Consider the following 21,023-nt stretch of genomic DNA (forward strand, 5'->3'; position numbering starts at 1 on the left):
CCGCCTTGCGTGAACGCGCAATAGTGGCTTTTTCACATCGTTCCATAATCTGAAACAAGCTCACTCAATGCCGCTTTTGGGCGACAATTCTACGAAATGCATCACATTTTGCAAAGCAAGGTGATGGATCATGCAGTTGTCTAATGCAAAAATCTATCGTTAAGTTCTTGATTCTAAATGGGAATTGAGCGATGCACATTTCAAGTTTGGGTCCAGCCATCCGGCGGTACCGCAAGGTCGCGGGGCTTACTCAGGCTGAACTTGGCGAAAGAACCGGTTTTGACCCCAAAACCATCAGCCGCTTCGAAACGGGCACCTATACCCCCAGCGTGGACGCACTGCTCATGTTCGCCAATGTGCTGGGGGTGAAGCTGAAAGCCTTCTTCGCCGACCCTGGCGATGAGGATGAACAGCGGGCGTACCTGTTCGATGTCATACATAAAGCCCCCCCAAAGGATCTGGGAAAGCTGATTGCAGCGGTTGACCAGGCCTTGTCCAAGCCTTAGCGCCAGAAAAGAAAAAAGGAGGCCGGCGTGTCGATCTCCTTTTTCATGTCGCAGCCATCGTCGATGTCCGAAAGAAGCGTCTTTACCCTACACCGCGCACGCTAGCTCGAATGAACATGTGCCAGGAAGTCGATAACATCATTCAGCTCTACGTCGGTGGCGAGCCTTAGGCTGACACCTGACAAAATGTTGCGCCTGGATCTGACTTGGCATGACCTTCAGCGGTACCCCAGCCAGCTCAATTATTCCTCATCGTCATCGTCATCATCCGATGAGATAGTGCCGCTGCCGCCTTGGACGAACGACTGACAACCTTCGTTAAAGGACTGAGATGGTGTTTCGCAGGCATCCTCATCATCGATGTCATTCTCTTCGGCCCAATCGTAGCCTGCCTGATGCCCTGAACAATCATCCGTACACTCATAACTGTCGAACGTAGCAGCAATTGACATCGTGCCCCACAGCGCCAGCGACACCACAGTGATCAGCGGCTTCATAATGAGCCCCTTCTGGAAGGTCTCTTGAGCGAAGCGGAACAACTCGACAACCGGTCGCCAGCCCTAACTTACACCTGATATGGGTCAAGAAAGATGGAATGCACCACGCTAATAATTAGGTGACTGCTTAAGTTCGATCTCATCAGGAGGAAAAATGCTTATACGAAAATTGTCTGTAGCTGTGGTCTCCACAGTATTTGCAATCGCCGCTCAAGCCGGGTTAGCTCAAGGAGTTTTTCTCGCGCCTACTGTGAATGACGCAAAAGTTGTTCAACACGGTGGCGGCTGCCGCAAAGCCTCACCCCCAGGTCAGTGCTGCCATGCTGGATCGCAGCCGTACCACTGCCACTGACTATTGTGGTCTATCCAAGGCTTGCGGAATTAGTACCAGCGGGACTTGCTCGGTAGTGCAGCCTCAATCGCCCTGCTAGAGGAAGACCACGGAGGTGAAGGCCTGGAGGGAGAAATTGAGTCGACTAGAATGCGCAGCACAGCGCACCACTCAGGTGTACCTAAACGCTGTTAAACTTCGAGATTTCTGACTGACAAATCCTTGTAGAACCAAGGACTTAGAGATAGGTGGCGACCCCACCAGCCACACCCCGGCACACAATGTCACCGCTGCGGCTGCTCCCTTCCAGGCCTGACCGGGTTCACGGCTGATCGTTGCGGGGGGACCGATGGGGTCACCATAACGACGCTCACCTGACGGCGAGCCGCGCCATTGTACCTATCTGCGACGAAGTTACAACCGTTCGTGCGGATTAAAAAATATGAGCGGGTTCAAGGACATGCATTGGCCTTCAAAACCTGGTGGTGGGTTGACAGCCGACCTGCTGTTTGTTGACCGCGTACATATCCATTGTTGCGGCAACGGCCACATAGGGTTTCGCTTTGACAGCGAGTCACTTGGAAAAACGGAACGCCGCCCGGCCCTAAGTAACCAAGGGCTCTTGCCCCTGACGTTCGGTGGCTCGCTCCGGTCCTGCTCCGTGGGTCGCCGCGATGGGCCATCCATGGCCCAGCGCAGCTAAACCGGCACCCTTGCCGGTTTACCCACTGCGCAGAACTTCCACTCGGCCTCTCAAGGGGGCAAGAAAATCAAAAGCCAAGGCAACAGCAAAAGCGAGGCGGCCTGACAGCCGACCTGATTGCAGGCCTGTCCGCGATCCCATTGTAGGAGCGAGCCTGCTCGCGATAGTCGTCAGCGATAACCTGTGCCAGCTGATTCACCGGCAAGCCAGCGCCTACCTTTCCCAATCGGCCTTCGCAATGTGCAACCCATGCGACCCCTTGTACGCCGCACGCTCCGGTTGGCTCCAACCCTCGAGCAGCGAATCATCCAGCCGATAGACCTCTACCCCCAACGGGCGGCACACGCTCAGCGGATCCTGTGCATCCGGCCCCCACATGGCCAGGGACAGATCCCCTCCCGGGCAGGTCGACAATGCGCAGAGCAAATCGATCTCGGCGAAGAACTCCAGGTAATCGCCCTTCTGCGCCGGGCAGGCCTTCATGAAGTACATGTCGTCGTGGTTCAGCCCCGTGCACTGGAAAATGTTCAGTACGTCATGCACGTCGAATTCGGTCAGACCATGGGGCAGTACCGCCCGGGTCAGGTTGGAATGACAGTGATGATGGAAGTCCTCGCCGGTGAGCATCTTGTTCACGTACGGGTCGCAACGGGTACCCAGCAAGTCGTGCAGGCGCCCGCCATGTTCATCGATACCGTAGGCGGCGAGGCTGTCGTCGGTGATGGTCACCAGCGGCCGCAGGAACGGCAGGTTCGACCAGAGTCGGTCGTGGGTGCTGACGTGCGCGCCCTGCAACTGCCGGGTCCGCGCCGCCCACAAGCGTTCACGCGGATCGTTAGCGTTCCACACATTGAAATCCCCTACTTGCGGCCCGACCGGTGTGGTGACGCGAAACACATGCCCGGCCGGCACTTTCCAGGCTCGGCCAGTGCGGATCGGCACTTCAAATGACTCGATCAGCGTGCGCCCGTCCTTCGCGTCGCGAACCCGCTCGTAGAAGGCCTTGTCCACCTGCAAGGCCGAGCCTTTGCTGACTTGATAGGCCGCCGGATAGTCTTTGTACATGGCACAGATCCTCGATCAGTGATGGGAAGCAGGGGCAAACAATTGCAACAACAGGTGTTCGGAATCGTCGAGATACAGGCTCATGGCGTCTTCGGCCCCGCGCTTGTCGCCCTCGACGAGCAGCTCATGAATCTGCCGATCGCGAGCCAGCCAGGGCGCCTGAAAATGTGATTCATCGGGGGCACTGCAGAACACCAGGCGCAATTGCGCGACGACGTTAGTGAAAAACTCGTCGAACAATGGGCTGCGCAACAACCCGACGATATGCTGGTGAAAGGCCAGACCATGGGTGGCGACGGCGCGCCAGTCCTCGCGCTCCCGGGCCAACTCGGCAGCCTCCAGGGCTTCGAGCATGCGATCGGACTCATACTCGCGCAGGGGTCGACTGGCACTGATGGCCTGCAATTCGAGCGTGCGGCGAACCCGGAACAGGTCCCGCACATCCTCGATCCCCAAGCGGCGCACCATCACCCCCTTGTTGCGCACATAGCGGGTCAGGCCCTCCTGCCCCAAGCGGTGCAAGGCCTCCCGAATGGTATTGCGCGAAGCGTTGTAGGCGGCCACCAGATCGCTTTCCACCAGAGCCATGCCGGGCAGTAATCGCCCACCAATGATGTCGCCGCGCAACTCCAGTGTGATCTGATCGGCCAATGACAGCCCGCTGTTCATACCCATCCCCCCGGATTGTTCAACAATCGTGGATGAATGAGTAATCACAATTTGTGCCATATTCCATTGGGGTTCGATCAAGTTCGACGCATCTGCATGCTTTTTAGAAATAGAAGTACAGTCACCATCCAATTTTCATTGGTTAATATGGCGCATTGATGTGGAGATATCAGATGCGTTACTCGCAGGACCATAAAGCCCAGACCCACCAACGCATCATCAAGGAAGCTTCCGTGCGCTTTCGCCGTGACGGCATCGGCGCGACCGGCCTGCAACCGCTCATGAAAGCGCTGGGCTTGACCCACGGAGGCTTTTATTCACACTTCAAGTCCAAGGACGAGTTGGTGGAAAAAGCGCTGCAGGCCGCCGGGGATCAAGTGGACGTCACCTGCGCCGAGCTGTTCGCCCAGGACCGCCCGCTGGAGGCATTCATCAATGCCTACCTGTCTGAATGGCACCAGACTTCGCCCCACGAAGGCTGCCCACTGCCGACCATGTCCTCGGAACTCGGCATGCGCGGCAAGCCGAGCCCGACTTCCGACGTGGTACTCCATGCACGACTGCGCCAGATCCAGGGCACCCTCGAGGGCGAAAACGTCGAGCACCGCAGCATCGTCATCATGTCCACACTGATCGGCGCCCTACTGCTTTCGCGCAGCGTCGAGAACCCCGAGCTGGCCGCCGAGATCCTCGAAGTGACCCGCACCTACCTCAATCAGTCCGGGACTAGCCAACCCAGCGCTTGAACAGCACGCTGGCATTGACCCCGCCAAACCCGAAACCGTTGGACAGCGCGTACTCGATCGCCATGGGCCGTGCGTGGCCGTGGACAATGTCCACACCCTCGCTGGCCGGGTCCGGGTTATCGAGATTGAGGGTCGCCGGCACGATCTGGTCGCGGATCGCCAGCAGCGTGAAGATGGCTTCGATCCCGCCAGCGGCACCGAGCAAATGCCCGGTGGCCGATTTGGTCGAGGTCACTGCAATGCCATTTTGCGAACCGAACAATGCCTTGATGGCCGCCAACTCCCCCAGATCGCCCACTGGCGTCGAGGTGGCGTGGGCATTCAGATGCTGCACTTGCTGCGGCGAAATCCCCGCCTGCGCCAATGCCAATGACATGGCCCGGCGTGCGCCGCTGCCATCTTCAGGCCCCGCAGTCAGGTGATAGGCGTCGGCGCTGGTGCCATAACCGACCACTTCGGCCAGAGGCTTAGCGCCTCGGGCCAAGGCATGTTCCAAGGATTCGACCACCAGCAGGCCAGCTCCTTCGCCCATGACAAAGCCGTCGCGATCGCGATCGAACGGTCGCGAGGCGCGCTCCGGGGTGTCGTTGAACGCGCTGGACAAGGCACGCGCCGCGGCAAAACCGGCAAGACTGACCCGATCGATCGCTGCCTCCGCGCCCCCACACACCGCAACATCCGCCTCGCCGCTACGAATCAAGCGCACCGCATCGCCGATGGCCTGGACGCCAGCCGCACAGGCCGTGACCGGCGCGCCCAGCGGGCCCTTGAAGCCATGCTGGATCGACACATGCCCCGCCGCCAGGTTGACCAGGAACGAAGGGATGGTGAACGGCGACAAACGCCGCGGCCCACGGCTGTCCGTAGTGCGTACCGCATCGGCAATCGCCCCGAAACCACCAACACCGGAACCGATGATGGTTGCCGTACGCTCCTGGGCATCCGCTGTTTGCGCCTGCCAACCCGCCTGCTCGATGGCCTGCCGGGCCGCCTCCATGGCAAACAGGATGAACCGGTCCATCTTTTTCTGTTCCTTGGGCGCTGTTGCCCGATCCGGATCAAATCCCGCTTCCGGATCCTCCGCCAGCGCTGGCACCGCCCCGCCGACCTTGGCCGGCAGATCGGCCACCACCTCGTCCGGCAAGTTGCGCAACCCGGAGCGCCCGGCCAACAAGCGCGCCCAGACCGCCTCGACGCCGCTGCCCAGCGGAGACACCAGCCCCATGCCTGTCACTACCACTCGACGATCACTCATACCGCAACCACCTCATACCGGTTCGCGCGCGTCATTTGTAACGCGCAGCCGCTTTGCTTTTGGAAAGGTTAGGCGCCAAAACAAGACGCGCCGCCACAAATGCATCCCAGTCGCCAGCATCCGGCAATGAAGGAATGGTCACCAACTCACCCTGATCCAGCCCAGCCAGTGCCGCATCGACCATCTCCCCCGCCTCCATCACCATCTCCTCCGGAATCTGCGAAGCATCGATACCCGAGCGCTCCCAGATCTCAGTGCGTGTTACCCCTGGCAACACAGCCTGGACCTTGACCCCGGTGCCGTCGAGTTCGGCGTTTAACGACTGGGTCAGGCTCAACACATAAGCCTTGCTCGCGCTGTACGTCGCATTGAAGCGCTCGGGAAACAACGCCACCACCGATGCAATGTTGATGATCGTGCCCCGCCCTGCCTTGGCAAAACTCGCGGCCGCAGCCGACGCCAAGCGCGTGACCGCCGTGATGTTCAACTGAATCATGCGCTCCATCTGGTCCAGATCGGCGTTGGCCAACAACCCATCTGCCGCCACCCCGGCATTGTTCAGTAACAGGCTGATACTCGAATCGCTGCGCAGACGTTGCTCAAGCTTCAGCACGTCATCCTTTTGCGTCAAATCCGCCTTGAGCACCTCGACCTGAACACCATGGGCATCGCGCAACGCGCTCGCCGCCGCTTCAAGCCGACCTTGATCACGGGCCACCAACAACAAATCAAAACCACGCGCCGCCAAGCGTTGCGCGTAGATTGCGCCGATGCCGGAAGAGGCGCCGGTTACGAGGGCGGTACCTTGGGACTGGGTGGAAGTCATGACGTTGCTCCTGGGAGATGCCAGAGGAATGGATAAGCGCCAGGTTCTCAGCGCGCTTCGACGGAAACCGTATTTATTATAGGCATAATTTAATTAGCATATGATAGTCGTAATTTTTTCATTCGCGACGAAAGGCATGCGCAGATAGCATCCGCCAGAATGCAAAAAGGCCGGTCAGTGACCGGCCTCCAAGGCTGACTTACAAGCTTAGTTCACCTGAAGCTTCTCGCGATTTTTATCCAGGAGGGCCTTGCCGAACCCCTTCACCTCAAGCAACTCCTCGACGGATGCAAACGGACCATTAGTTTCACGATACGTAACAATCGCCTTGGCCTTGGCCTCCCCCACACCGGACAACTCACGCTGCAAGGTCGGCGCATCAGCCTTGTTGAGATCCACCTTGCCTGATTGCGCACTCGCCGAAGCCTCCATCGCCACCGGTGCCTTGGAAGCCTCCGGCTTGGCCGCAGGTGCTGCGTTTGCGGTGATAGAGACACTGGTGAGCAGGGCAAAAACCAGGGAATAGAAATAGTCTATACGCATAAATGACGCTCCATGACATCGGTTGAGGAAGCAGCTTTTCCGCAGCTGCTTCCTCAAGTTAGGCGATGTGGGGAGGGTGTCAAAAATGTGTCTATTACGAGATGTGAGACAATCAGGGTTCGAGGCGACGTTGCTGGTAAATCCAGTCCACGATTTCGCCGTCGGGGGTGTAGCCGCTGACGGTGTCGCGCAGGAGTTGGCGCACCTGAGAATAGTCATCGCGTTCAACTGCCGATAACAGTTCACTCAACCTTGCCGTTAGCACGTCCCAACTCAGATAATCTTCACTCGCAGTCATGATCATCGGGTGTTGCGTTGCTGCCACGTTATCGCCAATCAACAACTCTTCGTAAAGTTTTTCGCCTGGGCGCAACCCGGTGAACTGAATGGAGATATCGCCATGATGATTCTTTTCCGAACGCACACTCAAGCCGGAAAGATGAATCATTTTCTCTGCAAGCTCGACAATTTTGACAGGCTCACCCATATCCAGAACAAACACGTCTCCGCCCTGCCCCATCGAGCCTGCCTGAATCACTAATTGAGCGGCTTCCGGTATGGTCATAAAGTATCGGGTAATTTTCGGATGAGTGACCGTAATTGGTCCACCCGCCTTGATCTGCTTATGAAACAAAGGAATGACCGAACCGGAAGACCCGAGCACATTGCCGAATCGCACCATGGTAAACCGGGTCTTGTTTACTCGAGAGACATTTGTCTGGTCGCCAAACATCACCGGCGCTACTTCCCGACTCAAGGCTTGCAACGTCAGTTCAGCCAGACGCTTGGTACTACCCATCACATTCGTCGGACGAACTGCCTTGTCCGTGGAGATCAGCACGAAGTTCGACACTCCGGCCTGAAGAGCAGCCTGGGCAGTATTCAACGTTCCAATCACATTGTTCAACACACCTTCAGCGATATTGTGTTCCACCATCGGGACATGCTTGTAGGCTGCGGCGTGGTACACAGTATCTACATGCCAGGTTTTCATGACGTCCAGCAACTTGTCCTGATTGCGCACGGACCCCAGGATGGGCAACAGGCGCACCGTCAACGACTCACGTGCGATTCGTTGTTCCAGTTCCGACAAAATGCTGTAGAGATTAAACTCGCTGTGTTCGAACAGCAACAGCGTGGTTGGGTGCAATGACAGTATTTGCCGACAAAGCTCAGAGCCAATAGAACCACCTGCACCGGTGACGAGTACGGATTGCCCCTTAATGCAATGTTCCAGCAAATCGCCTTGCGCCGGTACCGCATCGCGCCCCAGCAAGTCGGCGATATCCACTTCCTGAATATCGTCAACCTTGACCCGGCCACTGGCCAGGTCCATGAAGCCGGGTATGCTTCGAACATGCAGAGGAAACCCTTCCAAAAAACCCAGGATTTCTCGTCGACGGCCTCGATTGGACGATGGAATCGCCAGCAGGATTTCCTGAGCTCCAGTCACCTCGATCATTTGTTGAATATGCTTTGGCTTGTACACTTGCAAACCAGAAATCACCCGGTTCGCGATACTGTCATCATCATCGATGAAGGCAACCGGGCGCATCGCTCGCCCCATGCGCAAGGCAGCGACCAGTTGGTTACCAGCGGCTCCAGCGCCGTAAATGGCAACACGAGGAAGCCCATCATCGCGGTTGGTGAAAGGAACATGCTGAGCGGCGGTAAACCAGTCACCCAAAAAATACTGGCGCATGCCCAAACGTAAGCCACCGACCAGAATGAGGCTCAACCACCAATAGTTAAAAATGATCGAGCGGGGAACCACATTCTGATGGTTGCTGTACCAGTAAACTACAACCCCGAGAATAAGCGATGAAAGGCTCACAGCCTTGATGATAGCAATGAGTGCATCGTTCCCAAAATAACGCATCACGGCCCGGTACATTCCGAACCGGATAAAAAGCGGGATAGCAACAACCGGGGCAGCCAAAAACAACCAGAAATGCTGGGTAAACGGATTGCTCATCTCGTCAATACCCAGGCGCACAGCAAATGCCATCCACAGTGCTAGCCAGACGAGCAGGAAATCTGTGATGACTTGCAAGGTCCGCTTGTGCCGACGCGGCAAGCCAAGCAAATACGCCCGTACATTATCCATAACCTTATTTCGCACTCCCGAAAGCTCCCAGCCGTGAACCCTGAATATCAAGCATTTAAACACTTGAACAGCTGTTCGACACCATGAATACGGTCAAAAATCCCATTATGCTTTTTCCAGCTCGCCAGCATGGAATTTGATGGCGAGCAACAGAAGAGGTGCATAAGCCAAAATCAAACCTAGCAAACCATCAAGCCCCAGAACTGCCACGCTTATCGCAATCGGAAGCAACCAGACCAGATTGATTACCATGACAGCCAGGGTCACGGGCAAATGGCGCCCCATCTGACGCGACGCAAATTGGTAGGCGTGGCTGCGATGAGCTTCGTAAACCTTGTCTCCCCTCAGCAAGCGCCGAAATAGAGTGAACGTGGAATCGATAATAAACACGCCCAGCAAGATCAACCAGACCCATAACAACTGTGGATCGCTCCAGGCGGCCTGAAGCGAAAGAACGCCCAGAATGATGCCTAAAAACCCGCTACCGGCGTCGCCCATGAAAATCCGCGCTGGTGGAAAATTCCAGCAAAGAAACCCCAAGACAGCGGCAGCAAGCAGCAACGGCGTCCATACTAGCGCGTCGGCACCCGTGAGCCAGTAAACTAGGCATGCCCCCATGCAAGCGGTTACCGCCTCGACACCAGCAATACCGTCAATGCCATCCATGAAGTTGTAAAGGTTAAGCATCCAAACCAGGTAAAAAGCAGCAAGAACATGCCCCACCCAGCCAAGATCGAAGATTGCGCCAAACACGCTAACCGGAGCCAGGCCGTCTAGCCAAAAAAGCGCCCAAGCCGCTCCGATGAAGTGCGCCAATAACCGCCACCGGGCAGCAATATGACCATGGTCATCAAGGAATCCGACCATTGCAATCCAAGCTCCAGCCCCCATTAACGCCAACGCCTGTGACCACGAGGCAATTCCGGTCAACGCCAGGAATGGCATTGCCAGCAGGAAGCAAATGACGATAGCTACCCCACCTCCCCGTGGAGTAGGGATCGAGTGCGAACTACGCACATTCGGAACGTCGATCAGGCTGTTCTTAAGGGCATAACGCCGCAGAGCTCCAGTCATAGCCAAGGATAGAAGAATTACTATTGGTAGTATTAGCCAGAAGTACTCAGTAAAAATATTCATATTTGTCATTATTAAAAACACCACACACCGAAGACTTAGAGCGATTTGAAATTCCGACCTGCCTCGAGCAGGGCCTGTTGAGCAGATACGACAGGCACCCAACCCAGCGCAGAGCGTGACTTCGACGAATTAATCACTAGTGAATGGCAAAGTTGCTCGTACATGGCACGCTTTCCCAAGAGCGCAGCGCCGAGCGACAAGATTTGCGGCGAAACAGCAAACAGTCGCACGCGTTTTTCCATCCCGCGCCCTAACAAAGTTACTATTTCGCCTATCGATAAATCCTCACCATCAGACACTAGAAACAGGTTATTAGCCGCCGCAGGGTGCTTGATACATACCCGAATAAAATCAACCAGATTATCCAGGGCAATCATACTGCGCCGATTTTTTATCAGAGCAAACGGGAGCGGCATGCCCGCAGACACCACCTTTAGCAATCGTTGAAAATTACCCGGGGCGTCAGCAGCGTAGACGAGAGGCGGCCTGATGATAACAAGCTCCATAGAGGAGCCTTGGGTTAACGCTTGAAGCCGTTGTTCAGCTTCGAGTTTTGATAGCGCATAATCTGCATGGGGAGCTTCCGGCGAAGACTCATCAAACGCCGTGCCATCCGTAGATCGCCCATTCACACCGATAGAGCTAATGAAAATAAACCGCTTAACATTGGCCGCAATTGCTTGTTCGGCGAGCCGTAGCGTGCCATCGACATTGATCTCCTTGAATCCACGCAGTGCAACAGCCTTCGACTCAGCCAAATTATGCGCTTTGCCAGCGACGTGAACGACCACATCAACACCAGACAATAGCGGCTGCCAATCCGCCTGGGCATTCAAGGACGGAGAAACGGCAGTATTGGGGTTATTCGCAGAAGCCTTTCTGGAACAGCAGATTATCTGATCGTGCGGGGAACTAAGAACCTGGGCCAACCTTCGCCCTACAAATCCATTTGCGCCTGTAAGAAGGATTTTCATGCCTGGCTGGACCGAATGAGGTTATTAACGTTCGCAAAAAACTTGTCCAGCGCTAGCGCCTCTGAATAGTCTTCACGAAAAGTAGCAAGTGAGCGACCGCTATAATTAGCAAGGTCGATATCGCAAATAGTTGTTATCAGATCCGCCAACGCGCGCGCATCTGCGGGTTTGCATTGCCATCCTACTGCCGCTTCCCGAACGACCCTTGAAATTTCAGCATTGTCATCCATGACAGCCAAGAGCGGCTTGTCGGCGGCAAGAGAGAAATAAGCTTTGCTGGGTACACCTAGCCCGAGCATTCCCTCCTCAAGGGTTATCAAGGCCACGTCACATGCTGCCAGGCCCTGATTTTTGTCCTTGAGCGGCATGGAACCTACGTAGGCCACGTTCCTGCCGGGATTGTGATTTACAAAATCATTTACCTTCGAAACCAGAGCACCATCACCAATAAATATGAAGGCGGCACGATCGTCCTCAACAAGCGCTATGGATTCAAGAATATTTTCAATACCCTGGAGCCGCCCGATATTGCCGAAAAACTGAAAAACAACTTTATCCTGCCATCCCAATTCGTTTATGAACGGTGCTTCGCGACGAGGCAACGGGAAGACCTCTGTTTCATCGGCCCAATTAGGGACAAAAACCACCTTTTCAACGTCTTTGACTTTCTGACGCACCAATTCCTTCATATCTCGGCCGATGACAATCAACAGATCCGCCGAGTTATAAATAGCAGAAAACAATCTACTCACAATCGAGTAAACAGGGCTGGACACCTTCATCAGCCCTGCTGGCACCAGATTTTCAGGAAATACGTCATGAACAAGCACTCCCCACTTAAAGCCTTTGATAAGCTTTAAAAGCGGGAGCACCATGAGAAGCAACGCAGGGTTAGTGCCACTCAACAGAACATCACCCTTTTTTACGTGTCGCAAAATATGCCAACAGAACCCGACCATCAAACAAACTTGGCCCATCAAACGAAACAACAACTTGTTTTTGTTGAATTTCGGAGACGCGAATGCAACTTCTTTCACCGTGGCTTCTTCAAAAACTCTTGAGCGCGGACTAGAGCCTGGAAAAATTACGGTTACACCTCCAAGCTCCCGCCCAATCTTCTTTACAATTTTTGACCAAAAAAAACCGGTAGAATTTTGCCCTGCATCAACATACTCCGAAACAACAAAAACGTTTCCCATCGATACTTTCCACCCCGATCAGTATTTCTTCCACACTACGCGCATAACATAATCACGATAGCTGTGGATAACTCTGACCACCTTATCCGACACATTCGGCATGCTGTAATCCTGAACCAGACGCAACGTGCGTTCCTCACCGCGAGATTGCGCTTGCAACAACTGCAGGCCCTGCATGACTCGCTCTACCTCAAGACCAACCATCATGACGGCTGCTTCTTCCATGCCTTCTGGACGCTCATGTGCTTCTCGAATATTCAATGCCGGAAAATTCAAAATCGAAGATTCTTCGTTGATAGTACCGCTATCCGAAAGCACCGCTTTAGACTCAAGCTGCAACTTGTTATAGTCTTTAAAACCCAGCGGTTTAAGCAGACGTACATTCTGATGAAACTTAATCCCCATTGCATCAACACGCTTTTGTGTCCGGGGATGTGTAGAAACAATGACTGGATGGCCGAACGCTTCAGCAGTAGCATTCAACACATCTACCAACTTAAGGAAGTTGGTGTCGGAATCGATATTCTCTTCCCTGTGCGCACTGACCACGAAAAACTCGCCGGGTACAAGATTCAATCGCTGAAGAACGTCAGAGCCGTCAATACCTTCACGATAGTAGCTGAGCACTTCAAACATCGGACTGCCAGTTTTGACAACCATATCTGGAGACAGGCCTTCACGCAGCAAGTAGTCACGCGCGATCGTACTATAAGTCAGGTTAATATCTGCCGTATGATCGACAATGCGTCGATTGATCTCTTCGGGGACACGCATATCAAAGCATCGGTTTCCAGCTTCCATGTGGAAGGTCGGAATCTTTCGACGCTTGGCCGGAATGACGGCCATGCAACTATTGGTGTCGCCGAGCACCAGAAGCGCTTCAGGCTGCACCTCGGCAAGCACGCGATCGACGCTGATGATCACGTTGCCGATGGTTTCCGCACCGGTAGCACCTGCCGCGTTTAGAAAATGATCGGGCTTACGGATGCCAAGATCCTGAAAGAAGATTTCGTTCAGCTCGTAGTCGTAATTCTGCCCCGTGTGCACCAAAATGTGGTCACAGTCTCTGTCCAGAGCGGCCATGACGCGCGAAAGGCGAATGATTTCTGGGCGGGTACCCACTACGGTTACGACTTTCAGTTTTTTCATTTTTTAAACGTCACATTTTAATAAGTGATAAAAACGATCGACAATTCTAATCTGCAACTGCCGCTGGCGCCATCCATCAGCAGGATCGCTACCAAATCGGCAAAGCCAGTCGACGAGCGGCTCATGCGACCTGTCCCGATCGAAGTTTAGCTGATCACGGCATGATCAGCTCCGAATCGGCAGTGAAAGGCTGAATTTCGCGAGATGCATTTGAACTCATCTAGCTCATATCACCTGGAGCATGACTTGAAAATATCGACCAAATAAAGTCCTGAAGTACACCGATATTCCGGGTTCGATCGTCAACCGACTTGAGCCATCAACGTAGCAGAGGATTAGCGCTGCAAGCCACACTAAATACTACTCGCCATCGCAAACACTACAGCATGACTACTACTCAGTCTTAGCTACGAAACACTACCCGGTTTCAGGAAGGAAACCGGGCATTGTTTTCAACTATCAAGCTTCAGTGCCGACCGCTCGAGCGAAGGTATCAGGCGCTTCACGATCAAAAATCTCATTAGCCCATAGCATAACGATCATCTCTTCGGCCCCAGAGTTAGTGATATCGTGAGTCCAACCAGGCACAGTTTCGACAATTTCTGGATTCTCTCCAGTCGTGATCAACTCATAGAACTCACCGGAAACCACGTGACGGAAACGGAAGCATGCTGTTCCCTTGATCACCAGAAATTTTTCTGTCTTCGAGTGATGGTAATGCCCCCCTCGAGTGATACCCGGATGGGCAGTAAAGAAAGAGAACTGACCGGAATCACGAGTTTTCAGCATCTCCACGAATACACCGCGTGGATCACCATACTTAGGAACTTCGTAAGTGAAACGCTCGGGCGGCAGATAACTCAGATAAGTGGAATACAGCGCCCTTACCAGTCCAGTGCCAACAGGCTCGGTGATCATCGACTTGCGGCTGTCGCGGAAAGCCATCAACTGATCGGCCAACTCGCCAACAGTAATGCTGTACTTAGGCGAGACGCTGACAAATGGTTCCCCCGCCAAATTGCCATCCATGACTGCGATGAAATGAGCGACCACGTCATCGATGTAGACCAGATTGATACGAGCCTTCGGATCGCTGATCTGGATTGGAAGGTCGCGCGCTATATTGTTGCAGAAAGTCGCGACTGCCGAATTGTAGTTCGGCCGAGCCCACTTACCAAAAACGTTAGGTAAGCGGAACAGGTGCACTGCCGAACCGTGCGTCGACTTGAGATCCAGCAATACCTGTTCGGCACCAAGCTTGCTGGTGCCATATGCATTGTCCAGCTCTGCCTGACTGGAGGACGTATACAGGACGGGAATCTGACGTCCACTGTCACTGATCGCCTCGCACAATGCGCGGGTCAGATCTGTATTGCCAGTGTGAAATTCCTTTGGATCCTGCGGACGATTTACACCCGCCAGGTGAAAAACAAAATCCACTTGCGCAACCAAGGCAGGCAAGCTCGCCGGAGAGTCATCGCGGGTAAACCGCAAAACTTCCACATCGGCGCGCTCGCCCAAGTGCGTAATAAGATTCTGCCCTACAAATCCGTTGGCACCTGTAATAAGAACTTTCATTTTTATTCCTCAGGTGTTGCGTGCTCGCCACGCTGGATAGCGCGCATGAACTCCAGCTTCAACAGAAGTTGCTGCATTCCCTCGACGTCCAGACGCTCGGTATTATGCGAATTGTAGTCTTCAGTACGCGAGATCTTGGTTTCGCCCTGCTCTACAAATTTCGCATAATTAAGGTCGCGCAGATCCGGTGGAACACGGAAATACTCACCCATATCTTCAGCACAGGCCATTTCTTCACGGCTAAGCAGAGCTTCATATAGCTTCTCGCCATGACGAGTACCAATCACCTGGATAGGATGCTCAGGCTTGCCAACCAAGTCGGTCAGCGCTTTCGCCAACACTTCCACGGTAGCCGCTGGGGCTTTCTGCACAAACAGATCACCGTTATTACCGTGTTTGAAGGCATACAATACCAAGTCGACCGCGTCAGCCAGGGTCATCATGAAACGCGTCATGTTCGGATCAGTCAGCGTCAGAGCATTGCCAGCGCGGATTTGCTCGATAAACAACGGAATGACAGAACCACGTGACGCCATGACGTTGCCATAACGCGTGCCACAGATGACCGTTTTCGTGTCATCGACGTTGCGCGACTTGGCCACCATGACTTTTTCCATCATGGCCTTGGAGATACCCATCGCGTTGATTGGGTAAACTGCCTTGTCGGTACTCAGGCATACGACACGCTTCACTTCATTCTGGATTGCTGCTTCAAGAAGGTTCTCGGTCCCGAGTACGTTAGTCTTGACAGCCTCCATGGGATGGAACTCACAGGAAGGTACTTGCTTCAATGCAGCAGCATGAAAGATGTAATCCACACCACGGGTAGCATTAAGAACACTTTGGTAATCACGAACGTCGCCAATATAAAACTTCAGCTTTGAACTACCATAGCGCTTGCGCATGTCGTCCTGCTTCTTCTCGTCACGGCTGAAGATACGGACTTCGGCAATATCGGTGTCGAGGAAGCGCTTAAGAACTGCATTGCCAAAAGAACCAGTACCACCGGTAATCAGTAACTTCTTGCCTTTAAACATGATCTTTTCCTTTAATAGCATCTAACAGTTTAGCGACCTGCATATCAGGCATCTTATTTTCAATAATGAATTTCTTGGCCGACTCGCCCTTGCTAATAAATTCACTATCAGACAGCTTTGAAAGCTCTAACAATTTCAGTTTCAAACCATCATCACCCGGGGGTATCAGGTAACAAAAACCATAGTATTCTTCTGGTATACCGTCAAGCCTGTACATCAGCACCGGCACACCAGAAGACATGTATTCTATTATTTTCGACGGGAAGGAATACCTTGTGAATTCAGAGTCATTATCCCGCGGATTGATCAAGAGCGCGGCATTTCTTTGCAGCGCGAGCACCGAATCTCTATCTAGCTGCCCAAAATATTTGACATTCGCATTCGCAGCGACGACCCCCTCGACATACGTTCGATCATCACCATCACCGCAAATGAACAATTCGTAGTCGTCTATCCCGGAACTTATATAAGAATCCAACAGGTTTCTTATTCCATAACGACGATCCAACGTGCCTGTGTACAAGAAATATTTTTTGCGCTGCACTGTTTCGGAAAGGGAAATATAACGTTTATCCGCAATCCCTTCGATAACGACTTTTTTGATGCCGGTATCGAACTTATTCAACATATCTCTGGTAATTGCGACAATGCTGTCCGCCTTGCTCACGATCGAATAGGACACAAGAGAAAGCATATGAAAAACTAACTTCGTTACTCCCTTCCTGACCGCCATGTACTCCGGAAGGTCGGGAACGATGACACAAAGATGCGTATCTTTCTTGACTAGCTTCACGAAATAACACGCCAACAAAAATGGCAAATGCATGGAGTAACAAACCAGAACCTGGGGCTGATCTGGATTACCCTTCATTTCCTTCAAGATCGACTTGACTGCCAGAATGACCTTGTGGAGATTCTTCACAATGGTCAAATTGAAAAAACCGACATTAAGGACAGTGGCTCGCTCCAGGGACTCTCGAGCAGCCACCGGCCGATAAAACAGATCCTGGTAACGCTTCGGGTAGGCACCGATGAAAGGCAGGTTTATTACCGAAACAGCGCTCACGGAGCCACTTTGAGAGAAACCGGTTATATAGTTTTTCTGAAGCGTATCTGCAGCATACTGCACACCGCCCTTGGACTTCTGGGAAATATTATCTTTATCGCCCTCACTGAAAATCCCACCTAGAAACAAAATATTCATGAGGACCTCATCTGAACCAAAGCCGAAAGGCACAACAACACACACCTCCCACAAAAACAGCGCTCAACTATACCTTATCCAGAGCATCAATTCAAAATTAGATTATTCCTGAACAGTGGAACAACAGAGAACTGAGCAACGGGAAAAAGAAAGAAAAATATGAGATAAGTAGAAAAAATGAAAATATAAAAAACCAGCAACGAATAAGTGCGCCGAGGCAAGAACAATGAATTCAAGCAATGGAGCATATTAAAAAATAAAATAGTGCGGAATAGCCTGATAAAAATTTCCGACTCAAAATACAACACCAAGAAAAACAACGAAAACAAGTTTAAGTTTAATACAAATGCCAACTCCTTATCGCGACCTGAAGAGCACTCAATCCGACATAACGACCTCCTTTCCACCAGCACGACAAAAGTCATTAGCACCATGGAGGCCAGGTGAGCAAACACATTGGCGAATGAACTTTTCAGCGTCGTATTATAATAACTGAAATGAGCAGCCACATTCGCCGGCAGAGGCACACCAAGTCTCATCGACACATAAAACAAAACAAACACCAGGTAAACAACTAAAAACCTGCCCAGCGGCACCACTCTATTAAGCGGCATTAACATAAACAACATAAAAATCAGTGACGATTGATGAACCGTAGTCGCAACCAATACAAACAAAAAAAACTTCACCCTACAATAAGGCTTAGCCTCAAACAGCGTATTCATCCCCTGCAAAAGAATCGCAAAAGATAGAAAGTTTCGCATGAGTACGAAATCTAGAGAAAAAAAACAAATCAGATATAAAATCAAGGAAGCCAGTGGTGATACTGCTCGCTTGAGCATATATCTGAAAACCAAATACAGCGTGACTAGCGAAATCAATACCTGAAAGCTTTGAAAGGACAAGCCCGACTGACTGGCGATTACGTTTAACGAACCATACCCGACCTCGCCCCCCCAACTCGCAAGAGTGTCACGCGTCACATAATAGAGTTCGTAGACAGCCCTATCACCGTTCCAAGAGTTCCAACCATACAGAATCCACATCCCCAGCAAAACCGGCAATGCTAGAGCAATCGACAATAGCTTGCTTCTGGACATACCTACCTACCACTCGAAAACTTACTCTTAAGGAAATAAGAGATGCTTTCAGTCTTTTTTACACCCAGGATTTTCCTTATGAAACGAGACGCAATTGACCTCGGTGAAAAAAACTTTGGATGAAGGATTATCTTAGCCACCGCAATCTCAAAGGGGATATCGATCAGAAATGCGCTCGGATGCTTCAATGGAAAATCCATAGCCCTTGTTGGCAGACCGCAAAATCTTTCGACCATGACATCCTCCAACGTATTCCCGCCATGAGTGGAATCACTATCCACACCGATGTTCTTGATCTGATTGTACCTTGGGACAATCGCGTATACGTTATGGACACGCATTGTAAAACTCATCTGGTAGTCCCAGGAATAAAAGCGACCGACGCTCTCTTTGGCCTCAAGCTCATAATCAAGATTGTATTTATCCTGATAAAAGAGCCTTTTATACTGGTAATCGGCCTTTATTCTGTTCTTTATGTAATTATCGCGCCAAAGTTCCAACTCACCATCATACAACTTTGTAAATTTGTCAGACCAAGATGCCCAACCGCATGGCATCATGTTTTTGGTAAACACGTAACTGGAACTATCCTGCGGAGCATATTCCTTCAGGTAATTAGTTCCACACACCCACAGCACTCGAGAATCATGCTTGTACTTATTCAGCACATCTTCACAAAACTTGAAAAACGTCAATTCCGGAAGATTATCATCCTCCAGGAAAATGGCATATTCTTCGCGCTGAAAAACCCACTTGGCGCCTTCAGCGATATTTGAATAGACCCCAATATTTTTTTCTTCATACTTTCGAATTACTTCGCAGTCCCATGTAATAGCATCTTCAATGGAGCGCCTGCAGCGCTCTACGAGCACCTTCTCTTCCTCGTTCCTGCCGCCATCCGACAACAGATACAGCTTTGCAGGGGCAACTTTTGCAATTTGCTTAAGGACCTCCAAAGGCTTGTCTATGCGTTTGAAGAGAAACAAAACAACCGGGACACTAAATTTTTCCATTGCCATCACGCACTCCACCCAACCCTTAAGATCAACCTGCCAGTTAACGATGCTTCGGTACTTCGGGCTAAAACACCAATACACACACAATTAAACCATCGCCCGAAGCGCCTCATCCCATCAAGCTAATAGCTCTTTACCTTATTGACCAACGAATAACTATAAACTATCTCTAACAGAGCCGAGCTGACCAATGCCAACACAACAGAATACATGCTCCAACTGAAGTATAAGTAAATTGCACAAAGAGAATAGAATGAAACCACCGAAACCAGCTGATTCCTTAACACAAAGTCGTATCGCTGATGCGGGACAAATATAAAATAAATGTGACTGCCAACTATCAGAAAAGTCATTATATTAACACTAAGTAACATCGACAAATAATACGCCTCTTGCATATCATGGACCGATATTAATTTAACAACCCAATACCCCCCAACCGCGACGGACAACATGCAGAGCAACCCGATAAATACTTCAATTTTTATTATTTTATTAACGATGTTTTTTTGCGCCTTTTTCACCATCATAGGAAAAAGTGCAGCGTTAATATTTGAAGCCAGCAAACTTGGAACAGAAAATATTTTGTTTGCCAAGTCATAGACCGCGACTTCCTTCATACCAAACAATGAGCCTATTATGATCTCGACACTTTTCTGTTTGAGGGTATTTGTAGCGCTGGACCAGAAAAAAGGTTGCACTTCAAACAACAACACCCTTACTTCAGCCAGTGCAGGCCACTTTAGCGCTGAGCCAGATAGTTTGACCGCCATGCCAAATGCGATTACAGCTGAAAGCACGTTAGTTACAACGACAATAAATGTATAAACATCAATATCATCAACACCATCAACAAGAAAAAAGATTGCAGGCAACGATAAAAACTTTAAAGACAGTTGAATAATTGTCAGGATTTTCATTTTTTGCATGCCATGGAAATACCAGACAGGCAGGAATATGCACGAAAGCGTGTTCGCAAAACACAATAAAAACAGTAACCAACTACCCCTCATGAACGGAATATTCATCACCAAGAGTAAAAACACTGCAATCGCAAACAACTCAAGCAGTACTTTCGCAACCGTGACCGAGGAAATCAACGAAGCATGTAATTCTCGATCATTCTGATCAAGCGATATCAATTTTGCAGCATGCATATCAAACCCAAAGTTTATAAACACCATGAAGTACGCTGCAATACTTGTAGCAAAAACATAAAGCCCGTAATTTTCGAGCCCTACTGTGTTAATAACAAATGGATAAATAAGTATGTAAAAGAACGAATTGACTACCTGTAAGATAGTCATATGGGAATAATTACTAATAACCTTGATATTATTCTTGTAGATTTTATTGATCTGCGCCAGATTCAAACAACACC

19 protein-coding genes and 1 other RNA gene are annotated in these 21,023 nt (G+C 51.4%); 2 read left to right on the forward strand and 18 right to left on the reverse strand.

Annotated elements, in window-relative coordinates; translation table 11 throughout:
- The first annotated feature begins 191 nt into the window (after window positions 1-191).
- Window positions 192-506: a helix-turn-helix domain-containing protein gene (locus HFK74_RS30560; protein WP_180206791.1), complete on the forward strand. Its 315-nt coding sequence runs from the start codon at window positions 192-194 to the stop codon at window positions 504-506.
- A gap of 242 nt (window positions 507-748) precedes the next feature.
- On the opposite strand, the gene HFK74_RS30565 is transcribed toward HFK74_RS30560, so the two are convergent.
- The 4 genes from HFK74_RS30565 to HFK74_RS30580 all read right to left on the reverse strand — a co-directional run bounded on the left by HFK74_RS30565 (window position 749) and on the right by HFK74_RS30580 (window position 3,771).
- On the reverse strand, window positions 749-1,003 hold the full coding sequence (locus tag HFK74_RS30565; RefSeq protein WP_180206792.1) for a hypothetical protein: 255 nt from the start codon (window positions 1,001-1,003) through the stop codon (window positions 749-751).
- A gap of 586 nt (window positions 1,004-1,589) precedes the next feature.
- Window positions 1,590-1,686: signal recognition particle sRNA small type (gene ffs, locus HFK74_RS30570), an RNA gene on the reverse strand.
- A 564-nt stretch (window positions 1,687-2,250) separates the two neighbouring features.
- The gene (locus tag HFK74_RS30575; protein ID WP_180206793.1) at window positions 2,251-3,102 is read right to left on the reverse strand and encodes a DUF1989 domain-containing protein; all 852 of its coding nucleotides are present in this window, start codon (window positions 3,100-3,102) and stop codon (window positions 2,251-2,253) included.
- A gap of 15 nt (window positions 3,103-3,117) precedes the next feature.
- Window positions 3,118-3,771: a GntR family transcriptional regulator gene (locus HFK74_RS30580; protein ID WP_180206794.1), complete on the reverse strand. Its 654-nt coding sequence runs from the start codon at window positions 3,769-3,771 to the stop codon at window positions 3,118-3,120.
- Between the two features lie 173 nt (window positions 3,772-3,944).
- Between HFK74_RS30580 and HFK74_RS30585 the strand changes: the two genes are divergently transcribed.
- On the forward strand, window positions 3,945-4,517 hold the full coding sequence (locus tag HFK74_RS30585) for a TetR/AcrR family transcriptional regulator (protein WP_180206795.1): 573 nt from the start codon (window positions 3,945-3,947) through the stop codon (window positions 4,515-4,517).
- Here the strand turns inward: HFK74_RS30585 and fabF are convergent.
- The 14 genes from fabF to HFK74_RS30655 form a co-directional block, all read right to left on the reverse strand.
- Window positions 4,498-5,772 carry a beta-ketoacyl-ACP synthase II gene (gene fabF / locus HFK74_RS30590; protein WP_180206796.1) on the reverse strand — a complete coding sequence of 425 codons (1,275 nt, stop codon included), beginning with the start codon at window positions 5,770-5,772 and terminating at the stop codon, window positions 4,498-4,500. The two genes, HFK74_RS30585 and fabF, sit on opposite strands and share 20 nt — an antisense overlap.
- A 31-nt stretch (window positions 5,773-5,803) precedes the next feature.
- Window positions 5,804-6,598: an SDR family oxidoreductase gene (locus HFK74_RS30595; protein WP_180206797.1), complete on the reverse strand. Its 795-nt coding sequence runs from the start codon at window positions 6,596-6,598 to the stop codon at window positions 5,804-5,806.
- 207 nt (window positions 6,599-6,805) lie between these two features.
- Window positions 6,806-7,141 (reverse strand): helix-hairpin-helix domain-containing protein, encoded by a 336-nt coding sequence (locus HFK74_RS30600; RefSeq protein WP_180206798.1) that lies wholly within the window; start codon window positions 7,139-7,141, stop codon window positions 6,806-6,808.
- Window positions 7,142-7,253: 112 nt separating this feature from the next.
- Window positions 7,254-9,248 (reverse strand): nucleoside-diphosphate sugar epimerase/dehydratase, encoded by a 1,995-nt coding sequence (locus HFK74_RS30605; RefSeq protein ID WP_180206799.1) that lies wholly within the window; start codon window positions 9,246-9,248, stop codon window positions 7,254-7,256.
- A 105-nt stretch (window positions 9,249-9,353) separates the two neighbouring features.
- Window positions 9,354-10,394: a glycosyltransferase family 4 protein gene (locus tag HFK74_RS30610; protein ID WP_257230476.1), complete on the reverse strand. Its 1,041-nt coding sequence runs from the start codon at window positions 10,392-10,394 to the stop codon at window positions 9,354-9,356.
- Window positions 10,395-10,420: 26 nt separating this feature from the next.
- The gene (locus HFK74_RS30615; protein ID WP_180206800.1) at window positions 10,421-11,359 is read right to left on the reverse strand and encodes an NAD-dependent epimerase/dehydratase family protein; all 939 of its coding nucleotides are present in this window, start codon (window positions 11,357-11,359) and stop codon (window positions 10,421-10,423) included.
- The gene (locus HFK74_RS30620) at window positions 11,356-12,558 is read right to left on the reverse strand and encodes a glycosyltransferase family 4 protein (RefSeq protein WP_180206801.1); all 1,203 of its coding nucleotides are present in this window, start codon (window positions 12,556-12,558) and stop codon (window positions 11,356-11,358) included. The genes HFK74_RS30615 and HFK74_RS30620 overlap by 4 nt, the downstream gene beginning before the upstream one ends.
- Window positions 12,559-12,576: 18 nt before the next feature.
- Window positions 12,577-13,707 (reverse strand): non-hydrolyzing UDP-N-acetylglucosamine 2-epimerase, encoded by a 1,131-nt coding sequence (gene wecB / locus HFK74_RS30625; protein WP_180206802.1) that lies wholly within the window; start codon window positions 13,705-13,707, stop codon window positions 12,577-12,579.
- A 459-nt stretch (window positions 13,708-14,166) separates the two neighbouring features.
- Window positions 14,167-15,285, reverse strand: a complete 1,119-nt coding sequence (locus tag HFK74_RS30630) for an NAD-dependent epimerase/dehydratase family protein (RefSeq protein ID WP_180206803.1) — start codon at window positions 15,283-15,285, stop codon at window positions 14,167-14,169.
- A 2-nt stretch (window positions 15,286-15,287) separates the two neighbouring features.
- Complete coding sequence (locus HFK74_RS30635) at window positions 15,288-16,322, reverse strand: polysaccharide biosynthesis protein (protein ID WP_180206804.1); 1,035 nt, start codon at window positions 16,320-16,322, stop codon at window positions 15,288-15,290.
- Window positions 16,315-17,526, reverse strand: coding sequence for a glycosyltransferase (locus tag HFK74_RS30640; RefSeq protein ID WP_180206805.1), 1,212 nt, complete (start codon window positions 17,524-17,526; stop codon window positions 16,315-16,317). Before HFK74_RS30640 ends, HFK74_RS30635 begins: the two co-directional genes overlap by 8 nt.
- Before the next feature lie 86 nt (window positions 17,527-17,612).
- A complete protein-coding gene (locus tag HFK74_RS30645) occupies window positions 17,613-18,626 on the reverse strand; it encodes an EpsG family protein (RefSeq protein WP_180206806.1) in 1,014 nt (337 codons plus the stop codon).
- A 2-nt stretch (window positions 18,627-18,628) separates the two neighbouring features.
- The gene (locus tag HFK74_RS30650) at window positions 18,629-19,645 is read right to left on the reverse strand and encodes a glycosyltransferase family 2 protein (protein WP_257230477.1); all 1,017 of its coding nucleotides are present in this window, start codon (window positions 19,643-19,645) and stop codon (window positions 18,629-18,631) included.
- A gap of 119 nt (window positions 19,646-19,764) precedes the next feature.
- Window positions 19,765-21,015: an oligosaccharide flippase family protein gene (locus HFK74_RS30655; RefSeq protein WP_180206807.1), complete on the reverse strand. Its 1,251-nt coding sequence runs from the start codon at window positions 21,013-21,015 to the stop codon at window positions 19,765-19,767.
- Window positions 21,016-21,023 lie beyond the last annotated feature (8 nt).

The sequence above is a fragment of the Pseudomonas sp. SbOxS1 genome (genome assembly GCF_013416725.1).
Lineage (GTDB): Bacteria > Pseudomonadota > Gammaproteobacteria > Pseudomonadales > Pseudomonadaceae > Aquipseudomonas.

Excerpts from the sequence above, each read along its gene's own strand:
- HFK74_RS30560 (WP_180206791.1), top strand. The coding sequence starts at position 192 with ATGCACATTTCAAGTTTGGGTCCAGCCATCCGGCGGTACCGCAAGGTC.
- HFK74_RS30565 (WP_180206792.1), bottom strand. The coding sequence starts at position 1,003 with ATGAAGCCGCTGATCACTGTGGTGTCGCTGGCGCTGTGGGGCACGATG.
- HFK74_RS30575 (WP_180206793.1), bottom strand. The coding sequence starts at position 3,102 with ATGTACAAAGACTATCCGGCGGCCTATCAAGTCAGCAAAGGCTCGGCC.
- HFK74_RS30580 (WP_180206794.1), bottom strand. The coding sequence starts at position 3,771 with ATGAACAGCGGGCTGTCATTGGCCGATCAGATCACACTGGAGTTGCGC.
- HFK74_RS30585 (WP_180206795.1), top strand. The coding sequence starts at position 3,945 with ATGCGTTACTCGCAGGACCATAAAGCCCAGACCCACCAACGCATCATC.
- fabF (WP_180206796.1), bottom strand. The coding sequence starts at position 5,772 with ATGAGTGATCGTCGAGTGGTAGTGACAGGCATGGGGCTGGTGTCTCCG.
- HFK74_RS30595 (WP_180206797.1), bottom strand. The coding sequence starts at position 6,598 with ATGACTTCCACCCAGTCCCAAGGTACCGCCCTCGTAACCGGCGCCTCT.
- HFK74_RS30600 (WP_180206798.1), bottom strand. The coding sequence starts at position 7,141 with ATGCGTATAGACTATTTCTATTCCCTGGTTTTTGCCCTGCTCACCAGT.
- HFK74_RS30605 (WP_180206799.1), bottom strand. The coding sequence starts at position 9,248 with ATGGATAATGTACGGGCGTATTTGCTTGGCTTGCCGCGTCGGCACAAG.
- HFK74_RS30610 (WP_257230476.1), bottom strand. The coding sequence starts at position 10,394 with ATGACAAATATGAATATTTTTACTGAGTACTTCTGGCTAATACTACCA.
- HFK74_RS30615 (WP_180206800.1), bottom strand. The coding sequence starts at position 11,359 with ATGAAAATCCTTCTTACAGGCGCAAATGGATTTGTAGGGCGAAGGTTG.
- HFK74_RS30620 (WP_180206801.1), bottom strand. The coding sequence starts at position 12,558 with ATGGGAAACGTTTTTGTTGTTTCGGAGTATGTTGATGCAGGGCAAAAT.
- wecB (WP_180206802.1), bottom strand. The coding sequence starts at position 13,707 with ATGAAAAAACTGAAAGTCGTAACCGTAGTGGGTACCCGCCCAGAAATC.
- HFK74_RS30630 (WP_180206803.1), bottom strand. The coding sequence starts at position 15,285 with ATGAAAGTTCTTATTACAGGTGCCAACGGATTTGTAGGGCAGAATCTT.
- HFK74_RS30635 (WP_180206804.1), bottom strand. The coding sequence starts at position 16,322 with ATGTTTAAAGGCAAGAAGTTACTGATTACCGGTGGTACTGGTTCTTTT.
- HFK74_RS30640 (WP_180206805.1), bottom strand. The coding sequence starts at position 17,526 with ATGAATATTTTGTTTCTAGGTGGGATTTTCAGTGAGGGCGATAAAGAT.
- HFK74_RS30645 (WP_180206806.1), bottom strand. The coding sequence starts at position 18,626 with ATGTCCAGAAGCAAGCTATTGTCGATTGCTCTAGCATTGCCGGTTTTG.
- HFK74_RS30650 (WP_257230477.1), bottom strand. The coding sequence starts at position 19,645 with ATGGCAATGGAAAAATTTAGTGTCCCGGTTGTTTTGTTTCTCTTCAAA.